The sequence below is a fragment of the Sporosarcina koreensis genome (assembly GCF_000826145.2).
Classification (GTDB): Bacteria; Bacillota; Bacilli; order Bacillales_A; family Planococcaceae; genus Sporosarcina; species Sporosarcina trichiuri.
Genome location: NZ_LN651337.1, coordinates 1,279,590 through 1,296,114, shown reverse-complemented (window position 1 = coordinate 1,296,114; position 16,525 = coordinate 1,279,590). Strand labels below are relative to the sequence as shown.

Below are 16,525 nucleotides of genomic sequence, written 5' to 3'. Positions count from 1 at the left end.
GGAATTCACAATGACAAACATGTATTACAACCAGGACATCAATGAGAACGTATTAGCAGGCAAGAAAATCGCAGTGATCGGGTACGGTTCACAAGGTCATGCACATGCCCGGAACTTGAAAGACTCCGGGTTCGATGTTGTGGTCGGCGTACGGCCCGGGAAATCATTCGACAAAGCGGAAGAGGACGGCCTGGATGTAAAAACCGTCGCAGAAGCTGCACAGGAAGCGGATGTCATCATGCTGCTGCTGCCCGATGAGCGCCAGAAGCAAGTGTATGAAGAAGAAATTGCACCGAATCTTTCAAAAGGCAAAGCGCTCGCATTCGCGCATGGGTTCAACATCCATTTCAAACAGATCCAGCCGCCGGAAGACGTCGATGTATTCCTCGTCGCGCCGAAAGGGCCCGGACATCTCGTGCGCCGGACATTCGAAGCAGGAGCCGGCGTGCCCGCACTGTTCGGCGTCTATCAGGATCCGTCAGGCACCGCCCGTGAAACGGCACTCGCCTATGCGAAAGCGATCGGCTCTGCACGCGGCGGCGTACTTGAGACATCATTCGAAGAGGAGACGGTGACCGATCTGTTCGGCGAACAGGCTGTGCTCTGCGGCGGACTCACGTCACTCATCAAGGCAGGTTTCGAAACACTTGTCGAAGCAGGATACCAGCCGGAACTCGCCTATTTCGAAACACTCCATGAAACGAAACTTATCGTCGATCTCATGTACGAAGGCGGTATGGCTGGAATGCGCTACTCCGTATCCGACACAGCGGAATGGGGCGACTTCGTATCCGGGCCGCGTGTCATCGATGCCGATACGAAAGGGCGGATGAAGTCGATCCTCGATGATATCCAGTCCGGCAAATTCGCGAAAGAATGGATTGCAGAAAACGGGAACGGACGTCCGAACTTCAATCGAATCGAGCAGGAAGAAGCGGCACATCAGATTGAGGAAGTAGGTGAGAAGCTCCGGGCAATGATGCCGTTCGTGGAAAAAGGATTGAAAAAAGAGGAAGAGGTGACGGCAGGTGCGGCAAATTGACTTTTTCGATACGACGCTCCGGGACGGTGAACAATCTGCAGGCATCAATCTGAACACTGCGGAAAAATTGAAGATTGCACGCCAGCTCGAGAAATTAGGTGCCGCGGTGATCGAAGCGGGATTCCCCGCTTCCTCACCCGGGGATTTCGAAGCCGTCAAACTGATTGCAGATACTGTGAAACAGTCGACGGTCACGGGACTTGCACGGGCTGTGAAGAGCGATATCGATACGTGCTGGGAAACGCTGAAAGGCGGCGAACAGCCGCACATCCACGTATTCCTCGCCACGTCACCGATCCACATGGAGTACAAATTGAAAAAGACGCCTGACCAGGTCGTGGAAACCGCCGTGAATGCGGTCAAGTATGCGCGGGCCAAATTCCCGCTCGTGCAATGGTCTGCGGAGGACGCATTCCGGTCGGATCCCGCCTTCCTCGTCCGGATCCTGAATGAAGTCATCGCAGCCGGTGCGACAACCGTCAACATCCCGGATACGGTCGGCTACGCATCACCACAGGAATACGGAGCATTGTTCAGATTCCTGAAGGAGAACGTCCGCGGCATCGACCGGGTGAAGCTGTCCGCCCACTGCCACAACGATCTCGGCATGGCTGTCGCAAACTCGATTGCAGCCATCGAAAACGGGGCCGACCAAGTCGAAGGGACAATCAACGGCATCGGGGAACGGGCAGGCAACGCAGCGCTTGAAGAGATTGCAGTCGCCCTCCATATCCGGAAAGACCTGTATCAGCTTGGGAGCCGCATCCAGCTAGGTGAAATCAAACGAACGAGCGAACTCGTCAGCCGGCTGACAGGGGTCGCCGTCCAGCCGAACAAAGCGGTCGTCGGGAAAAATGCCTTCGCCCACGAGTCGGGCATCCATCAGGACGGCATGCTGAAGAACCCGGAGACGTACGAAATCATCACACCGGCCCTGATCGGTGCCACCGCCGAACCGCTGGCCCTCGGCAAGCACTCGGGCCGTGCAGCATTCAAGGACCGGGCCGTCTCCCTCGGGTTCGAACTGAATGAAGAGCAGCTGAATGCCGCGTTCCGGGAGTTCAAGGATCTTGCGGATAAGAAGAAAGAAATCACGGAAGACGACCTGTTCGTCATCTACACGAAACAGCAGCTGGAAGAGACGGAGACACCGATCTATTCATTGAAAAATATCCAGGTCCAGTACGGAACGAACAATGTTCCGACCGCGACAGTATCAGCTGTCACGCCGGAAGGCAAGGAAGTGAACGTTGCGACGACGGGAGCAGGTTCCGTGGAAGCGATCTTCAATACATTGGAGCTCCTCGTTGAAGGGAATGTCCACATTCTCGATTACCAAGTGTCATCGATCGGAAAAGGCCGGGATGCACTCGGCCAGGCGGTCGTCAATCTGGAGTTCAACGGGACACAGATGACCGGCCGCGGCATCGCACAGGACGTCCTGGAGGCGACCGCAATCAGCTATCTCAACGCCATCAACCGCCAGCTCGTGCGGGAGGATCTTGAAAGCAGACGCCAGCAGGCAGTGCTGACCGTATTGTGAAAAACAGAAGGAGGAGACGACGATGGAAAAACGTATTGCAGTATTGCCGGGTGACGGAATCGGTCCGGAAGTCACGTCAAGTGCAGTGAAGGTGCTGGAAGTCATCGCAAGAAGGTTTCATCACACATTCGAGTTTGTCCACGGCGCGATCGGAGGGGCGGCAGTCGACGAATTCGATGCACCGCTGCCTGATGCGACAATTGCGGCGTGTGAGCAGAGCGATGCGATCCTGCTTGGTGCCGTCGGCGGTCCGAAGTGGGACAGCGAGCCTGCGGAGAGACGGCCGGAAAAAGGGCTGCTCGGCATCCGGAAACATTTCGGCCTGTTCGCCAATATCCGCCCGGTGAAAGCAGTGCCTGCTCTCCTCCATCAGTCTCCTCTGAAAGAAGAACGCGTAAAGGAAGTCGACCTCGTCATCATGCGGGAGCTGACAGGCGGACTGTATTTCGGCGAACCGAGCCGGAGGACAGCGGAATCGGCTGTCGACACGCTTGTCTATACGAGAACTGAAATTGAGAGAATCGTGCGGGCGGCGTTCGAACTGGCACGCACACGCAGCAGGAAGGTCACATCTGTCGACAAAGCGAATGTGCTGCAGTCGAGCCGGCTCTGGCGGGAAGTGGTCGATGAGGTGAAAGCGGACTATCCCGACGTTCACACCGAGCATCAGCTCGTCGACTCCGCCGCGATGAAACTGATCACCAGCCCGGGGTCGTTCGATGTGATCGTCACGGAGAACATGTTCGGTGACATCCTGAGCGACGAAGCGTCGGTCATCACGGGATCACTCGGTCTCCTGCCATCTGCAAGTGTCCGGTCGGATGGGTTCGGTCTATACGAACCTGTCCACGGTTCTGCGCCTGACATTGCGGGGAAAGGATTCGCCAACCCGGCAGCCGCCATCTTGTCCGCAGCGATGATGCTGCGGCAGTCGTTCGGCTTGGAAGAGGAAGCAGCCGCAGTGGAGCTTGCCGTCCGGACGGTTTACGAAGAAGGGCATTTCACAGCGGACCTTGCCACAAAAGGCATCCGGCCGCTGTCCACAGCAGAATGGGCAGACCGCGTTGCAGAAGAAGTCGATGTCCAATCCGTATCGAACAGCATCATGTTTTCCTACGTATAAGGAGACGGGCCGCAGGATCCTGCGGGCATATCACGGAAAGGGGAAGAGGAAATGGCGAAAACCATCATCGAAAAAATTTGGGATACTCACGTGGTCGTAAAAGAAGAAGGGAAACCGGATCTGCTCTATATCGACCTCCATCTCCTTCACGAAGTGACCTCCCCGCAGGCGTTCGAAGGACTCCGTCTGGCCGGCCGGAAAGTGAGGCGGCCTGAACGATGCTACGCGACGATGGACCATAACGTGCCGACCCGCAATGTCGGAACGGTAAGCGATCCGACAGCTCGCAAACAGATGTCGGCGCTCGAAAAGAACTGTGAGGAATTCGGTATCGAACTCGCAGACATGAGGCACCCCGACCAGGGGATCGTCCACATCATCGGACCGGAACTCGGACTGACACAGCCGGGCCGGACGATCGTCTGCGGCGACAGTCATACGTCCACACACGGTGCATTCGGCGCCATCGCATTCGGCATCGGAACGAGTGAAGTGGAGCATGTCTTGTCGACACAGACATTGTGGCAGCACCGTCCGAAGACGATGAACATCCAGGTCACCGGTGAACTCGGACCGGGTGTAACCGCCAAAGATATCATCCTCGCCATCATCGCGAAGTTCGGCATCGATGCCGGCACCGGACACATCATCGAGTTCACCGGTGATGCAATCCGCGGCTTGACGATGGAGCAGCGCATGACGATCTGCAACATGTCGATCGAGGCGGGAGCGAAAGCCGGGCTGATCAGTCCGGATGAAACGACCGTCGAGTATTTGCGGGGCAGACGCAACGTTCCGGAGGGTGAAGCGTTCGACCGCGCAGCAGCCGGCTGGCTCGCGCTCGCCACCGACGAAGGTGCGGTATACGATGAAGCCCGCACGATTGACGCAAGCGAAATCGAGCCGCATGTCACATGGGGCACCAACCCGGCGATGGGGACCGGGATCAGCGGCCGCGTGCCGTATGCGGATGACTTCGCCTCACCGTCCGACCGGGAAGCCGTTAAAAAAGCGATCGCCTACATGGGTCTCGAAGAGGGGATGCCAATCCAGGACATCGAGATCCAGCACGTGTTCATCGGCTCCTGCACCAATGCGCGGCTCGGTGATCTGCGGGCTGCGGCCAGTATCATTGCCGGCCGTCATGTCCATCCGTCCGTCACTGCAATTGTCGTGCCGGGGTCCCAATCCGTGAAACGGCAGGCAGAGGAGGCGGGGCTTGATGTGATCTTCAAGGAGGCCGGCTTCGAATGGCGCGAGTCGGGCTGCAGCATGTGCCTCGCCATGAATGACGATATCGTGCCGGCCGGGGAGCGCTGTGCGTCCACGTCGAACCGGAATTTCGAAGGCCGGCAGGGGGCGGGGGCCAGGACCCACCTCGTCAGTCCTGAAATGGCGGCAGCAGCTGCAATCGAGGGACGCTTCACTGACTGCCGGAAAGTACCTGCACTGCAGGAATAGGAAGGAGACGAGTGTATGGAGCCGATCCGTACAGTAACCAGTATACTGACACCGCTTGACCGCAAAAACGTCGATACCGACCAGATCATCTCGAAGGAATTTCTGAAGCGCATCGAACGGACGGGATTCGGCCGTTACTTGTTCTATCATTGGCGGTTCGATTCCGCGGGCAATCCCAATCCTGACTTTGTGCTGAACGATCCGAAATACAAAGGTTCGAGCATCCTCGCAGCAGATGAGAACTTCGGCTGCGGATCATCCCGTGAGCATGCTCCCTGGGCCATTCTCGATTACGGCTTCCGGGTCATTCTCGCACCGGGATTTGCAGATATCTTCTATAGTAACTGTTTCAAAAACGGCATTCTTCCGATCCGGCTGCCGCAGACGGTCATCGATGAACTGCTTGCCGACAGTCAGATTGAGCCGCTCACGCTGAGCGTCGATCTTGCAGAGCAGACGATCACCCGACAGGACAATGGTGCAGTCATACCGTTCGACATCGATGCCTACTCGAAACAGATGCTCTTGAATGGCTGGGATGAGATCTCCCGGACATTCCACTATGAAGATCAGATCGCCGCCTATGAAAACCGGCTGGCGAATTGACAGATTCCTCCTAAAGCAGAGGCCGTCCATACAGGGCGGCCTCTGCTTTCTGCTTGCGGTTTTGCCGGCGGGACGGAAACAGTATTAAAGGGATTTGCAGGCCGCTGTCGAATACACTGGAAGACTATCTGACTATTGGAGGAATTCAAATGAGAAATGAAGAGTACCTGCTGATCCCGGGTCCGACCCCTGTTGTCGACTCCATCTACGACGCTCTTGCGGAAGAGACACGGGCGCACACCGACCCCCGTTTCGTCAGCCGTTTCAAGAAGACGATCGAGCGCACGAAACGGATCCTGAATACGGACGGGGAAGTAATCCTTGTTGCGGGCTCCGGCACGCTCGTCATGGAAATGGCACTCGTCAACGCAGTGGCTCCGGGAGAGCGCGTCTTGGTCATCAGTCATGGCCACTTCGGTGACCGGTTCACAAAACTTGCACAGGCCTTCGGTTTCGAGTTCGATGTCCTCCAGTCGGAATGGGGGCGGCAGGTTTCCCGCGATGACCTGGCACAGCAGTTGAAAAAGCATACGTACAAAGCCGTCACCGTCACACATGTCGACACATCGACAGGGGTCAAAGCCGATCTGGATGACTTCATCCCGCTCATCAAACAGCACGGAGCACTTGCCATCGTGGACGGTGTCTGTGCGACGACCGCCCTGCCGGAAGATATGCAGTACGACTACGCAGGAGAGGGGACGTCCATCGATATCGTACTTACCGGGTCTCAGAAAGCGATAGGTGCGCCTCCCGGAGTCGGCATCATCGCCTTCAGCAAGAAGGCAGTGGCGGCCCGGCGTGCGATGGAACGGGTGCCTGCCTACTATGCGGATATCGAAAACTGGATTCCGATCATGGAGGACCCGTCCAAATACTTTGCAACGCCGCCGGTCAACATGATCTATGCGGTGGAAGAGGGACTTAAGATTGTGGAGGATGAAGGGCTTGAGCAGCGCTACATCCGACATGAGGCCTATGGCAAAGCTGTCCGCGCAGCACTCCGTGTCTACGGCATGGAGCCGCTGGCCGACGAGGGGGACGCCGCACCGACGCTCAGCTGCATCCGCTATCCGGAAGGGACGGACGATGCGTCATTCCGCGCGGCACTTGCGGAGAAGGGCATCATCCTGGCAGGCGCCCTGGCCCACCTGGCCGGCAAAGCGTTCCGGATCGGCCATATGGGCAACACGACACCGGAAATACTGGAATCGGCCATACGGAAAATCGGGGAGACCCTGCAGGAGCAGGGGACGGAGGCGGACGTCGAAAAGGCAGCCGAAGCCTTCCGGGAAGAAGTCGGCGCACTGCAGACAAAGTAAATACATGAAGGCTCCGGTACAATGCCGAAGCCTTTTCTAATGCGATTTTTTAGCTGGCTGTCTGGACAAGCAGCCTTCAGTCTGACAATAGTGGTAAAAAAGTATTGGTTTTTGCGCTTGATACAGTTATAATCGAACTAGTCATAACTATTCAGACGATTCGAGTTTACCGAAGTTGCTGAAAATCGAGAAAAGGCTGGGGTGGAATGGGTGAAACGGACAATCGCGGGGAAATTGACGAAGGGGTTCGGCTTTCTGCTGCTGATGCTTGTACTGATCGGTGCGGCGAGCATCCTGCTGCTGGTTAAACTGAACGGGGATTATAAGGACATGCTCGATGATGAAGTCCGCAAAGTGGATCTGGTGGACGAATTCGTTTCGAAACAGCACGAAATGCAGAGTGAAATCAGAGGATACATGCTGTATCAGGACCAGTCGATGCTGGACAGCCGGCAGGCGAACTACGAACGGTCCGAGGAACTGATTGCAGAACTGGGCAAGATGGCGGACACGGCCGGGAAAAAGAAGATGTATGAGGCGCTCGTCGATGCGAATGAAAAGTCGATGAAGCTGCAGAACAATGTCGTCGATAATCTGGAAGCCGGCAAAGATGATATTGCAAAGTGGATGTCGGAAGCTTCGAAGGATGTCGGCAATGTTGTCATGATCCGTGCCGAAGACATCAAAGACAGCCAGTATAAAGCACTTGGAAAGAAACGGCAGGAAGTGGACCAGCTGCTCACACAGCTTATGATCATTATCATCGCCGTCATGGCAGCTGCTGTCATTGCCGGTGCTTTGATCTCCCGCAAGATCAGCCTCTCGATCTCACGGCCGGTCGCCGTCGTGACAGACGGCCTGCACAAAATTGCGGACGGCGATTTCTCGATCGATCCGCTGGCAGTCAAGAGTAAGGATGAAATTGCGGAGATGGCAGCGGCCTTCAATAAGATGGGCGGGGACGTTGCCAGCATGATCCGGAAGATCAATACCTCCGCCGAGCAGCTCGCCATGCAGTCCGAAGAGCTGTCTGCAAGTTCAGAAGAAAGTCTTGCCTCCTCCGAACTCATCGCTGCGACTGCTGAGAATCAGCGGTCGGGCAGCGAGCAGCAGCAGCGGATCACCGGGCAGTCGACAGAGTCGATGGCTGAATTGTCAGCAGGAGTCGGCGAGATTTCCAGCAGTAACGAGGATATGCTGCGCGCTGCCGAAGCCGTCTCTGCCCTTGTCGGAAAGGGATCGGCGTCCATGGAGATTGTCGCCGGGGAAATGGAAACCATCCGGACGACTATCCAGGAGACGAGCGCCGTCATGGATGAGATGGCGGAACACTCCTCGGAGATCGGAAGGGTGACTGCACTGATCACAGGTATCGCTGAACAGACGAACCTGCTAGCGCTGAATGCTGCAATCGAAGCGGCACGGGCGGGGGATGCCGGAAAAGGGTTTGCGGTCGTGGCCGAAGAAGTCCGCAAGCTTGCGGAACAATCGAAGACCTCCGCTGCGGAAATCGGCACCATGGTCAGCGTCATCCAGGATGACGCGGTAAAGGCAACAGGCTCGATTGCCGCAGGCGTGGAGAAGATCGAGAGCGGCATGACGGCGACCGAGACGTCAGGTGCACTCTTCAGGGACATCCAGCATGCCGTCAGCGATGTCGCAGCAAAAGTGGAAACTGTCTCTGCAGCCATCGAGGAGATCCAGGCGATGGCCGAGGAAGTGACGGAAGGCGGCAAAGAAGTTCAGCGGCTCAGCGTCCAGGCATCCGCCGCAGCAGCGGAGACGAGCACAGCGACCGAGGAACAGCTCGCGGTAAGCGAAGAGATCAGTGCAAGCGCACAGAGCCTCACACGGCTGGCGGACGAACTGCAGCAGGAAGTGAGCAGATTCAAAGTATAAGTGAAAGCACATCGCCATATGCGTGCGATGTGCTTTTTCATTAAGATTTATTGAGGAAACAGGTTTGAACTATACAAAAACGTGGAAACCTCTATATAAGAGATTTCCACGTGAACAGGTTTATTTAAGGTTGTCCATGAAGCGCTGCATGTCCTGGATCTTCACCTTGTCGTCGACACCGAAGTTGCCATCAGTGTAGCCCTTTGTAACATCATTTACATAGAGGGCGCCGATTTGTGCCGCTGCATAGTAGTCAGCCGGCACATCTTTGAATGGCACGTCCGTAGAAGTCGGCAGGTCGAACGCCCTTGTCAGGACGATCGCCATCTGGGAGCGGGTCAGAGAGCTGCTCGGATTGAAGCTGCCGTCGCTGTTTCCGCTGAAAATGCCGTTTTCGGCAGCAGCCATGATTTCATTGTAATAAGAAGTCTTGGGATTTACATCCGGGAAGTCCTTGCTTTCATAAGTGCGGTGCAGACCGAGAGATTTCACGACAGCATTCGCAATTTCCCCGCGTGTTGCGTAGTGTACTTTCGGTGCAGCCGGCTTCGAAGCCACAACTGTATCGCCGAATGTCGCTGCGCGCTTCGCGCCGACATAACGGCTCTTCCAGTAGTACGGGTCATTCAGAGATGATACAGTGACGCCCTTGCTTGTTGACGCGTGGATGAATTTGCTGGAACCGATATAGATTCCGACATGCGAGATGCCGCGGCCGCTCGTATTGAAGAATACGAGGTCGCCTGTTTGCAGGTTGCTTTTCGAAACGGATTTCCCTTGTTTGAACTGCTGACCTGTTGTACGAGGAAGTGACTTTCCGTTCTTTTTATAGACAAGCTGTGTGTATGCTGAGCAATCAATGCCGGAAGTGGTTGTCCCACCATAACGGTAAGGAGTTCCAATATAATTTTTAGCAGTTGAGACGAGACTGGATGTAGAGCTTGCAGAGGCCATTGACGGTACGGACGTTGAAATTAGTAAACTGGCGATTCCTAATGCCACAAGACGTTTCAGTTTCATAAGTTTCTCAGTTTCCCCTTTCGCACCGTTTCGATGACAGTGACTTTATCTGTGAACATCTTAGCATAGGCTAAACGTGCTTTTGGTTACAGTTATATTACAACTGCATTACAAAGTAAGTAGATTGCTAGTGAATGCTGCAATAACGCGGTTTATCGACTTGAAAAAGCGGTGAACGTGTTTTTATTTTTGCCTTTTTGTCTGTCACAGCATGAAAAATACCGTCATCTGCGGTATCTTTGTAACCAAACCTATCGAATTGCCGGGGCCTCCTCGCTGTCCCCGGCGGAACGGAGTTGTTTTTATGAAGAAACTTGCAGTGTTCAGTAATATGTACCCGACCGAAGCACATCCTACATACGGGATCTTCGTGAAGAACCAGGTGGAAATGCTCTCGGCCGCAGGACTGGAGATGAATGTCCTCGCTGTCACCGATCCGAAGGGGGGCAAAGTCCGGTCTTTATTGAAGTATGGCAAGTGGTTCTTGCAGTCCGCCCTTTACTTGAGGAAACACCATCGGGAGCTTGCGCTGACGCATGCGCACTATGCTTTCCCGACAGGGCTGATCGCCCTTCTTGGCAAGCGGCGGTATGGTGTGCCGTACGTCGTGACACTGCATGGCGGGGATATCGATAAGATGGCAAAAAAGAATGCCCGGATCCGCCAGATGACACAAGACGTGCTGCGTGGGGCGGATCACCTCATCACGGTGGGTGAGCGGCTGAAGCAGGAAGTCGTCTCGGACTTCGGGGTGGATGAACAGAAGGTGACGGTCATGAGCATGGGGGTCGACCGGAATGTCTTCCGTCCGCTGCCGAAGGGAAAGGTGCGTCATAAGCTCAATCTTCCGGAAAACGCGCCGGTCGTCCTGTTCGTCGGCAACATCATCCGGGAAAAAGGGGTGGTGGAGCTGGTTCGCGCCTTTGCTGCAGTCAAGGAACGGTTCCCTGAAGCATCCCTGCATTTGATCGGTTCGACCCGGTCGGAAGCCTATGTGGAGGAAGTCAGGCAGTGTGCCGCTGATCTTGCGCTTGACGGCGTGACGTTCGAAGGGACGAAGCCGCAGAAGGAATTGGCGGACTGGCTTGCTGCTGCAGACGTCATGGCTCTGCCTTCCTACCATGAAGGCTTCGGCCTGGTCGCCCTCGAGGCGATGGCCGCAGGGACGCAGGTTGTGGCGTCAGATGTCGGCGGATTGACGTATCTGCTGGCGGACGGGGCAGGGATCCTCGTTCCGCCGCGCAATTCCGAGAGGCTTGCAGCAGGTCTTTCGGAAGCGCTCAAAGGCGGTGGCACGCAGAATGCCGAACAGCGCGAAACGGTTGTGGAGGAGCATTCCTATGGGACCATCCTCCGCAAACTGAACGCGATTTATGACAATATCGGACGCCGCTCAACCGATGGGTGACGGCACATATTTGCCACATATTTGAAAGCTTAAACAGTTGCATCCCCTATGCAAAAGGAGTACTATTTAGATGTTAAATCGATTCAGACGTATACAAAAGGAGCGGTTCAAATGGGCAGATTACAAGACAAAGTAGCATTCATTACAGGCGGAGCTTCAGGTATGGGTGAAATGATGGTGAACTTGTTCACAGCGGAAGGCGCAAAAGTCATCGCTGCGGACATCAACACGGAAGCTCTCCAAGCGAAATGGGAAAGCAAAGAGAACGTCGAATACGTCAAGCTGAATGTCACAGACGCTGACAACTGGGCAGAATCCGTGAAAACAGCTGCAGACAAATTCGGCAAGATCGATATCCTTATCAACTGTGCAGGCATCTCCACTGAGAAAGCGATGGACGACATCACACTCCAGGACTGGCAGCGCCTCCACGACATCAACGGTTTCGGTACATTCGCAGGAATGCGCGCAGTCGTGCCATACATGAAAGAAGCCGGCAAAGGTGCGATCGTCAATATCTCATCATATACAGCGCTCGTCGGTATGGGCTACAACCCGTACTCAGCTTCAAAAGGATCCGTCCGTGCGATTTCCCGTGCAGCTGCAGCTGAATTCGGTAAAGACGGCATCCGCGTCAATGCAGTATTCCCAGGTGTGATCCAGACACCGATGGTCGCGAACTTGGAGTCTTCCAAAGCGGCTCTCGAAGGTCTCATCAAGATGACACCGCTGGCACGTCTCGGACAGCCTGAGGACGTAGGCAACGCAGTCCTGTTCCTCGCTTCCGATGAAGCTTCATACATCTCAGGTGCTGAACTTGTCATCGACGGCGGATTCTCCGCTCGCTGATCAGTTTGACAACACGAAGAAACGCCTTCCCGTCATGGATAGGCGTTTCTTTTTGCGTTCACAGACAGATCAGAACCGGTACTTCGTCAAAATACCTTCCAGCTTCAAAGCGAGTCCGAGGCTTCCCTTCACCTTCAGTTTCCCCATCATGAAGGCAGATGTCGTATTGAGTTTCCCATGCAGCAATTTGTAGAAGTCGCCGACATTCATGGACAGCACACAGTCTGCACCAGCCGTATCGGCCGCCGTCACTTCAGCCTGCTGGCTGGCTAATTTCAATACATACTCCCCGGCTTCCGTGCCCGAAAGATTGAAACCGTATGTTACATCTGCCCCTTGAAACGGGGCGGGGTACTCATTCAGCTGCTGTTCAATCGACTCCCATGTCTTTGCTAATTCTATTTCCTGTCCGATCGCCAATACGTCCACTCCTTAAAATGAATGATCGTTCAGTACTATCGTATCAAAATAATCTGAATAAATAAACCCGGAGTTTTGTCGATTCCGGGAAGGGGAAAATGAAGATAAAGAGAAGACTAGCATATGGACGGAACCAGCCCGCGGACTGCTTGGAGTGAGCGATACAAAACACCTGTAAAAAGATGATCAGCTTTTTTAGGAGGTGACTTGCGTGGAACGGAGCCGGGAAGAAATGACGGAATTCGTCAGGAAGATAAAGCGGCAGCAGCAGGAAGTGTTCAGGCAGGCCAAACAGCTGAAACTGGACAAGGATTCGATGACAGATGTCCTGCTGGATCTGTGCGGCAGCATCGCGGGGATCATGGGTGCAGACCGGGTCAGCATCTGGCTGTTCAGCGAAGACTATACATACTTGACCGAGAAGATTACGTTCGCCGGGGACACCATCAAGGTTCCGAAGGTCCGGACCCTGTATAAGGGCGACGCCGATGCCTATTTCACTGCGATTGCCGAGCAGCGCGTCCGGCCGGTGGAAGATATAGCTGCTGATACGGCTCTTCAGTCATTGCCGGAGAATTATTTCGCAGACTCGCCGATGGCCTCCCTGATCGATGCGTCGATCATCATGAGCCGCGGCATCGGGGGCGTCCTCTGCTGTGAGACACAGGAACGGAGGAAGTGGTCGGAGCTGGATGAAGTGATCATGGCTGCGGTCGCGGATATGCTGTCGTTCGTCTTCGACAGGCTGTCGCAGCTTGAGATGGAGCATACGGTCCATGAGCTGGCGTACACGGATACAGTGACGGGGATCGATAACGAAAATGCGTTCATCGAAAAGGTGGATGGCATCATGCAGCGGTCAGGAAGCGGTATGCAGGGGGCTTTCCTCTATATGAAAGCGGATCAGTTCACGACCATCCAGAGTGTCCTCGGACCGGATGCGACGAAACATATCCTGAAGGAGATCGCTGAGCGGTTTGTCAGGTACTTCTTGGAGGATGCAGTCATCGCAAGAATTGCGTTCGATCACTTCATCATTTTTACGGAATACCATGCCGACGAACAGACGCGGCAGCAGCAGATGGAGAAGATCATGTCGCGGATGCGCGAGCCGATCCAGGCGGAAGGCCAGGAAGTCCACTTGACGTTCAGTTATGGTGTGGCGTTTTATCCGGAACATATCACGACAGCATACGAAGGGATCCAGGCAGCGAAGATCGCACTCGATTCGTACCAGCCGAACACTGCCAGGAAGTCCAGGGCTGTGTACGACCCGGAAATGTCGGAACGGTGGCAGGAAGCGATGCACTCGGAGATGAACCTCGGGAAAGCACTTGAACGGAACGAATTCCGCCTGTACTATCAGCCGCAAGTGGAAAGCGTGACACATCGGATGACAGGGGCGGAGGCGCTGATCCGCTGGCAGCATCCTGAAAGAGGGATCATTCCGCCGGTGGAATTCATCGGCATCGCGGAAACGACCGGTCTGATCGTGCAGATCGGGGAATGGGTGATCTGCGAGGCATGCCGGCAGCTGTGCCGCTGGAAGGAACTCGGTCTGGATGATTTGACGATATCCGTCAATATTTCACCACGCCATTTCCTGCATCGCACATTCCCGGATTTCATCGACAGCTGTCTTGAGGAGTTCCGCATATCACCGGAAAGCCTGATCATCGAAATTACGGAGAATGTCGCATTCGAGAGTTCAGACGCTGTGGAGCAGCAGATACAGCGGCTGACGGATCGGGGGTTCTCCATCTCCATCGATGATTTCGGCACCGGCTACTCGGCGTTCATCTATCTGCAGAAATTTGCGATCCAGGAAGTGAAGATCGACCGGCAGTTCGTCCGCAATATCGACACGGACGTCCGAAGCCGGGCGATCGTCCGGGCTATCCTGACACTCGCCAAGAGCCTTCATATGCATACAGTGGCGGAAGGGGTGGAGACGGAAGCGCAGCTTCGGTGTCTCGAGACCCTCGGCTTTTTCGAGATCCAGGGCTATTATTTCGGAAGGCCTGTACCTGCAGAGGAACTGACGGACCGCCTGCTGGCATCACCGCGGTTCCCTCAGCTTTTCCTTCCCATTCCGGCAACATGAAAAAAGGACGGTCAGCCCCCTGTGCTGTCCGTCCTTTTCGATTAGCTCCTGCCGATCGGGAATTTGAATGGAACCGATCCGGGAGGGGAGTGCTTGATGATGTCGATCATCGGGATCGTATACGCGAACGCAATGAGAGCGATCGTGATGCCAATCCAGACATACCAGTTTTCCAGGATTTTCGGCGCGGCCTGAGCGTCTTCGTCCTCTTCGGCGATCGGGAATTCCTCGACGCCTTTCGGTGCGAAGAATGCGAGCTTGATGAAGATGTAAACCATGAGGACAATGCCGACGAACAGGATGGTGCCGCCGATCGCCTGGGCGAGCTGGTAGCCGATCCATGTATCGACCTGCGAGCCGCCTGCATAGTTCGAGAATGCCGAGCGGCGCGGCCCGCCGAGCAGCCCCTGGATGTGCATGGCAGTGGACATGATCGACATCCCGACTGTCCAGATGATGGTCTGGATGATGCCGAGCTTGTTGAGCTGTTTCGTCAGACGGCGCCCTGTCAAGTGCGGCACGAGCCAGTAGGCGATGCCGAAGTATGTCAGGATGACAGTTGTCGCAATCGTCAGGTGGAAGTGGCCGGTGACCCAGATGGTATTGTGCACAAGAGCATTCATCTGGTGGGACGCATTGATAATTCCGCCGATTCCGCCTGGGATGAAGGCGACCATGCCGACGAATGGTGCAAAGAAGCGGACATCGCCCCAAGGGAGTTTCTTGAACCAGCCGAACAGGCTCTTATAGCCTTTCTTGCGGCCAGTCGTTTCAAATGTCGCAAAGATCGAGAAAGCGGTCATGAGAGACGGGATGACGACCATGAATGTCAGCACGACCTGGATGAATTTCCACGTAGGATCGATACCCGGCTCCGTCAGCTGGTGGTGGAACCCGACCGGAATCGAGAACAGCAGCAGCAGGATGAACGCCATCCGCGCTAGCGAGTCACTGAACAGCTTGCCGCCGATGATTTTCGGGATGATCGCATACCACGCCATGTAGGCAGGCAGCAGCCAGAAGTACACGAGCGGGTGGCCGAAGTACCAGAACAGCGTCCGGCTGACGAGTACGTTGATGGTGTCGGTCATGCCGAGTGACCAAGGGATGAACTGGACAACGACAGCGATGGCGACGCCGAGCGACGCGATGACCCACATCAGCATGTTGATGACGGTCATGAATGCGAGCAATGGGGACTTCTCGCCTTTGTGAGCTTTCTTCCAGACATACAGCTGGCGGAAGTTCGTGAATGCCGCAACCCAGCTGCCGATGATGACGAGCGCAAGTCCGATATAGAATGCCGGATGCGCAGCGAGTGGTGCATAGAATGTATACAGGACGTTCGCCTGGCCGACAAGGATTGTCACGGCCGCCATCACGGTACCGGTGAGCATCATCCAGAAGGAGATCCAGCCGACCGTGCGCTGCTTATTGCTGATGCCGACTGTCTTGCCCATGAGTGCGAATTGGAATCCGATGATGAAGAATGTTGTCAGAACGAGTCCTAAAATGACGCCATGCACAGTCAGGATCGTGTAATAATTGATGTTGAACGGCAGCGTGAACCTGCCGGAACGGACGAATGTCTGCAGCAGTCCCATCAGGCCGCCGATCAGAAGAGACGCAAACGTGACGAACATGAAGGACATATAGAGCCGTGCGTCTTTTTTCGGGAATAGCTGGAGGTTGCGTTTTGTCGCATCCAGATCATTTAAAACTGCCATG

General features: G+C 55.2%; 13 protein-coding genes. 10 read left to right on the top strand and 3 right to left on the bottom strand.

Translation table 11 applies throughout. From position 1 onward, the window contains the following. Positions 1 to 10 precede the first annotated feature (10 nt). The 7 genes from ilvC to BN1190_RS12195 all read left to right on the top strand — a co-directional run bounded on the left by ilvC (position 11) and on the right by BN1190_RS12195 (position 8,996). A complete protein-coding gene (gene ilvC, locus BN1190_RS12225) occupies positions 11 to 1,042 on the top strand; it encodes a ketol-acid reductoisomerase (protein ID WP_040287149.1) in 1,032 nt (343 codons plus the stop codon). Beyond that, positions 1,029 to 2,585 carry a 2-isopropylmalate synthase gene (locus BN1190_RS12220; RefSeq protein WP_040287148.1) on the top strand — a complete coding sequence of 519 codons (1,557 nt, stop codon included), beginning with the start codon at positions 1,029 to 1,031 and terminating at the stop codon, positions 2,583 to 2,585. The genes ilvC and BN1190_RS12220 overlap by 14 nt, the downstream gene beginning before the upstream one ends. Before the next feature lie 22 nt (positions 2,586 to 2,607). Further along, positions 2,608 to 3,708, top strand: coding sequence for a 3-isopropylmalate dehydrogenase (gene leuB, locus BN1190_RS12215; RefSeq protein WP_040287147.1), 1,101 nt, complete (start codon positions 2,608 to 2,610; stop codon positions 3,706 to 3,708). Positions 3,709 to 3,759: 51 nt separating this feature from the next. After that, positions 3,760 to 5,169, top strand: a complete 1,410-nt coding sequence (gene leuC, locus BN1190_RS12210) for a 3-isopropylmalate dehydratase large subunit (protein ID WP_040287146.1) — start codon at positions 3,760 to 3,762, stop codon at positions 5,167 to 5,169. Between the two features lie 15 nt (positions 5,170 to 5,184). Continuing rightward, positions 5,185 to 5,775 (top strand): 3-isopropylmalate dehydratase small subunit, encoded by a 591-nt coding sequence (gene leuD, locus BN1190_RS12205; protein ID WP_040287145.1) that lies wholly within the window; start codon positions 5,185 to 5,187, stop codon positions 5,773 to 5,775. Between the two features lie 149 nt (positions 5,776 to 5,924). Continuing rightward, on the top strand, positions 5,925 to 7,097 hold the full coding sequence (locus BN1190_RS12200) for a pyridoxal-phosphate-dependent aminotransferase family protein (protein ID WP_040287144.1): 1,173 nt from the start codon (positions 5,925 to 5,927) through the stop codon (positions 7,095 to 7,097). Positions 7,098 to 7,307: 210 nt separating this feature from the next. Continuing rightward, positions 7,308 to 8,996: a methyl-accepting chemotaxis protein gene (locus BN1190_RS12195; protein ID WP_052461821.1), complete on the top strand. Its 1,689-nt coding sequence runs from the start codon at positions 7,308 to 7,310 to the stop codon at positions 8,994 to 8,996. Positions 8,997 to 9,116: 120 nt separating this feature from the next. Here BN1190_RS12195 and BN1190_RS12190 read toward each other — a convergent pair whose 3' ends face one another. Next, positions 9,117 to 10,016 carry a C40 family peptidase gene (locus tag BN1190_RS12190; RefSeq protein WP_040287143.1) on the bottom strand — a complete coding sequence of 300 codons (900 nt, stop codon included), beginning with the start codon at positions 10,014 to 10,016 and terminating at the stop codon, positions 9,117 to 9,119. Between the two features lie 304 nt (positions 10,017 to 10,320). On the opposite strand from BN1190_RS12190, the gene BN1190_RS12185 reads away from it, so the two are divergent. Continuing rightward, the gene (locus BN1190_RS12185; protein WP_040287142.1) at positions 10,321 to 11,424 is read left to right on the top strand and encodes a glycosyltransferase; all 1,104 of its coding nucleotides are present in this window, start codon (positions 10,321 to 10,323) and stop codon (positions 11,422 to 11,424) included. A 111-nt stretch (positions 11,425 to 11,535) separates the two neighbouring features. Then, complete coding sequence (locus BN1190_RS12180) at positions 11,536 to 12,273, top strand: SDR family NAD(P)-dependent oxidoreductase (RefSeq protein ID WP_040287141.1); 738 nt, start codon at positions 11,536 to 11,538, stop codon at positions 12,271 to 12,273. A 69-nt stretch (positions 12,274 to 12,342) separates the two neighbouring features. Here the strand turns inward: BN1190_RS12180 and BN1190_RS12175 are convergent, their stop codons facing one another. Next, the gene (locus BN1190_RS12175; protein WP_052461820.1) at positions 12,343 to 12,693 is read right to left on the bottom strand and encodes an SCP2 sterol-binding domain-containing protein; all 351 of its coding nucleotides are present in this window, start codon (positions 12,691 to 12,693) and stop codon (positions 12,343 to 12,345) included. Positions 12,694 to 12,904: 211 nt separating this feature from the next. Here BN1190_RS12175 and BN1190_RS12170 point away from each other — a divergent pair, with 211 nt between their 5' ends. Beyond that, complete coding sequence (locus BN1190_RS12170; RefSeq protein ID WP_040287140.1) at positions 12,905 to 14,797, top strand: putative bifunctional diguanylate cyclase/phosphodiesterase; 1,893 nt, start codon at positions 12,905 to 12,907, stop codon at positions 14,795 to 14,797. 41 nt (positions 14,798 to 14,838) lie between these two features. Here BN1190_RS12170 and BN1190_RS12165 read toward each other — a convergent pair whose 3' ends face one another. Continuing rightward, positions 14,839 to 16,524 (bottom strand): b(o/a)3-type cytochrome-c oxidase subunit 1, encoded by a 1,686-nt coding sequence (locus BN1190_RS12165; RefSeq protein ID WP_040287139.1) that lies wholly within the window; start codon positions 16,522 to 16,524, stop codon positions 14,839 to 14,841. Position 16,525: the final 1 nt, after the last annotated feature.

Excerpts from the sequence above, each read along its gene's own strand:
- ilvC (WP_040287149.1), top strand. The coding sequence starts at position 11 with ATGACAAACATGTATTACAACCAGGACATCAATGAGAACGTATTAGCA.
- leuB (WP_040287147.1), top strand. The coding sequence starts at position 2,608 with ATGGAAAAACGTATTGCAGTATTGCCGGGTGACGGAATCGGTCCGGAA.
- leuC (WP_040287146.1), top strand. The coding sequence starts at position 3,760 with ATGGCGAAAACCATCATCGAAAAAATTTGGGATACTCACGTGGTCGTA.
- leuD (WP_040287145.1), top strand. The coding sequence starts at position 5,185 with ATGGAGCCGATCCGTACAGTAACCAGTATACTGACACCGCTTGACCGC.
- BN1190_RS12200 (WP_040287144.1), top strand. The coding sequence starts at position 5,925 with ATGAGAAATGAAGAGTACCTGCTGATCCCGGGTCCGACCCCTGTTGTC.
- BN1190_RS12190 (WP_040287143.1), bottom strand. The coding sequence starts at position 10,016 with ATGAAACTGAAACGTCTTGTGGCATTAGGAATCGCCAGTTTACTAATT.
- BN1190_RS12185 (WP_040287142.1), top strand. The coding sequence starts at position 10,321 with ATGAAGAAACTTGCAGTGTTCAGTAATATGTACCCGACCGAAGCACAT.
- BN1190_RS12180 (WP_040287141.1), top strand. The coding sequence starts at position 11,536 with ATGGGCAGATTACAAGACAAAGTAGCATTCATTACAGGCGGAGCTTCA.
- BN1190_RS12165 (WP_040287139.1), bottom strand. The coding sequence starts at position 16,524 with ATGGCAGTTTTAAATGATCTGGATGCGACAAAACGCAACCTCCAGCTA.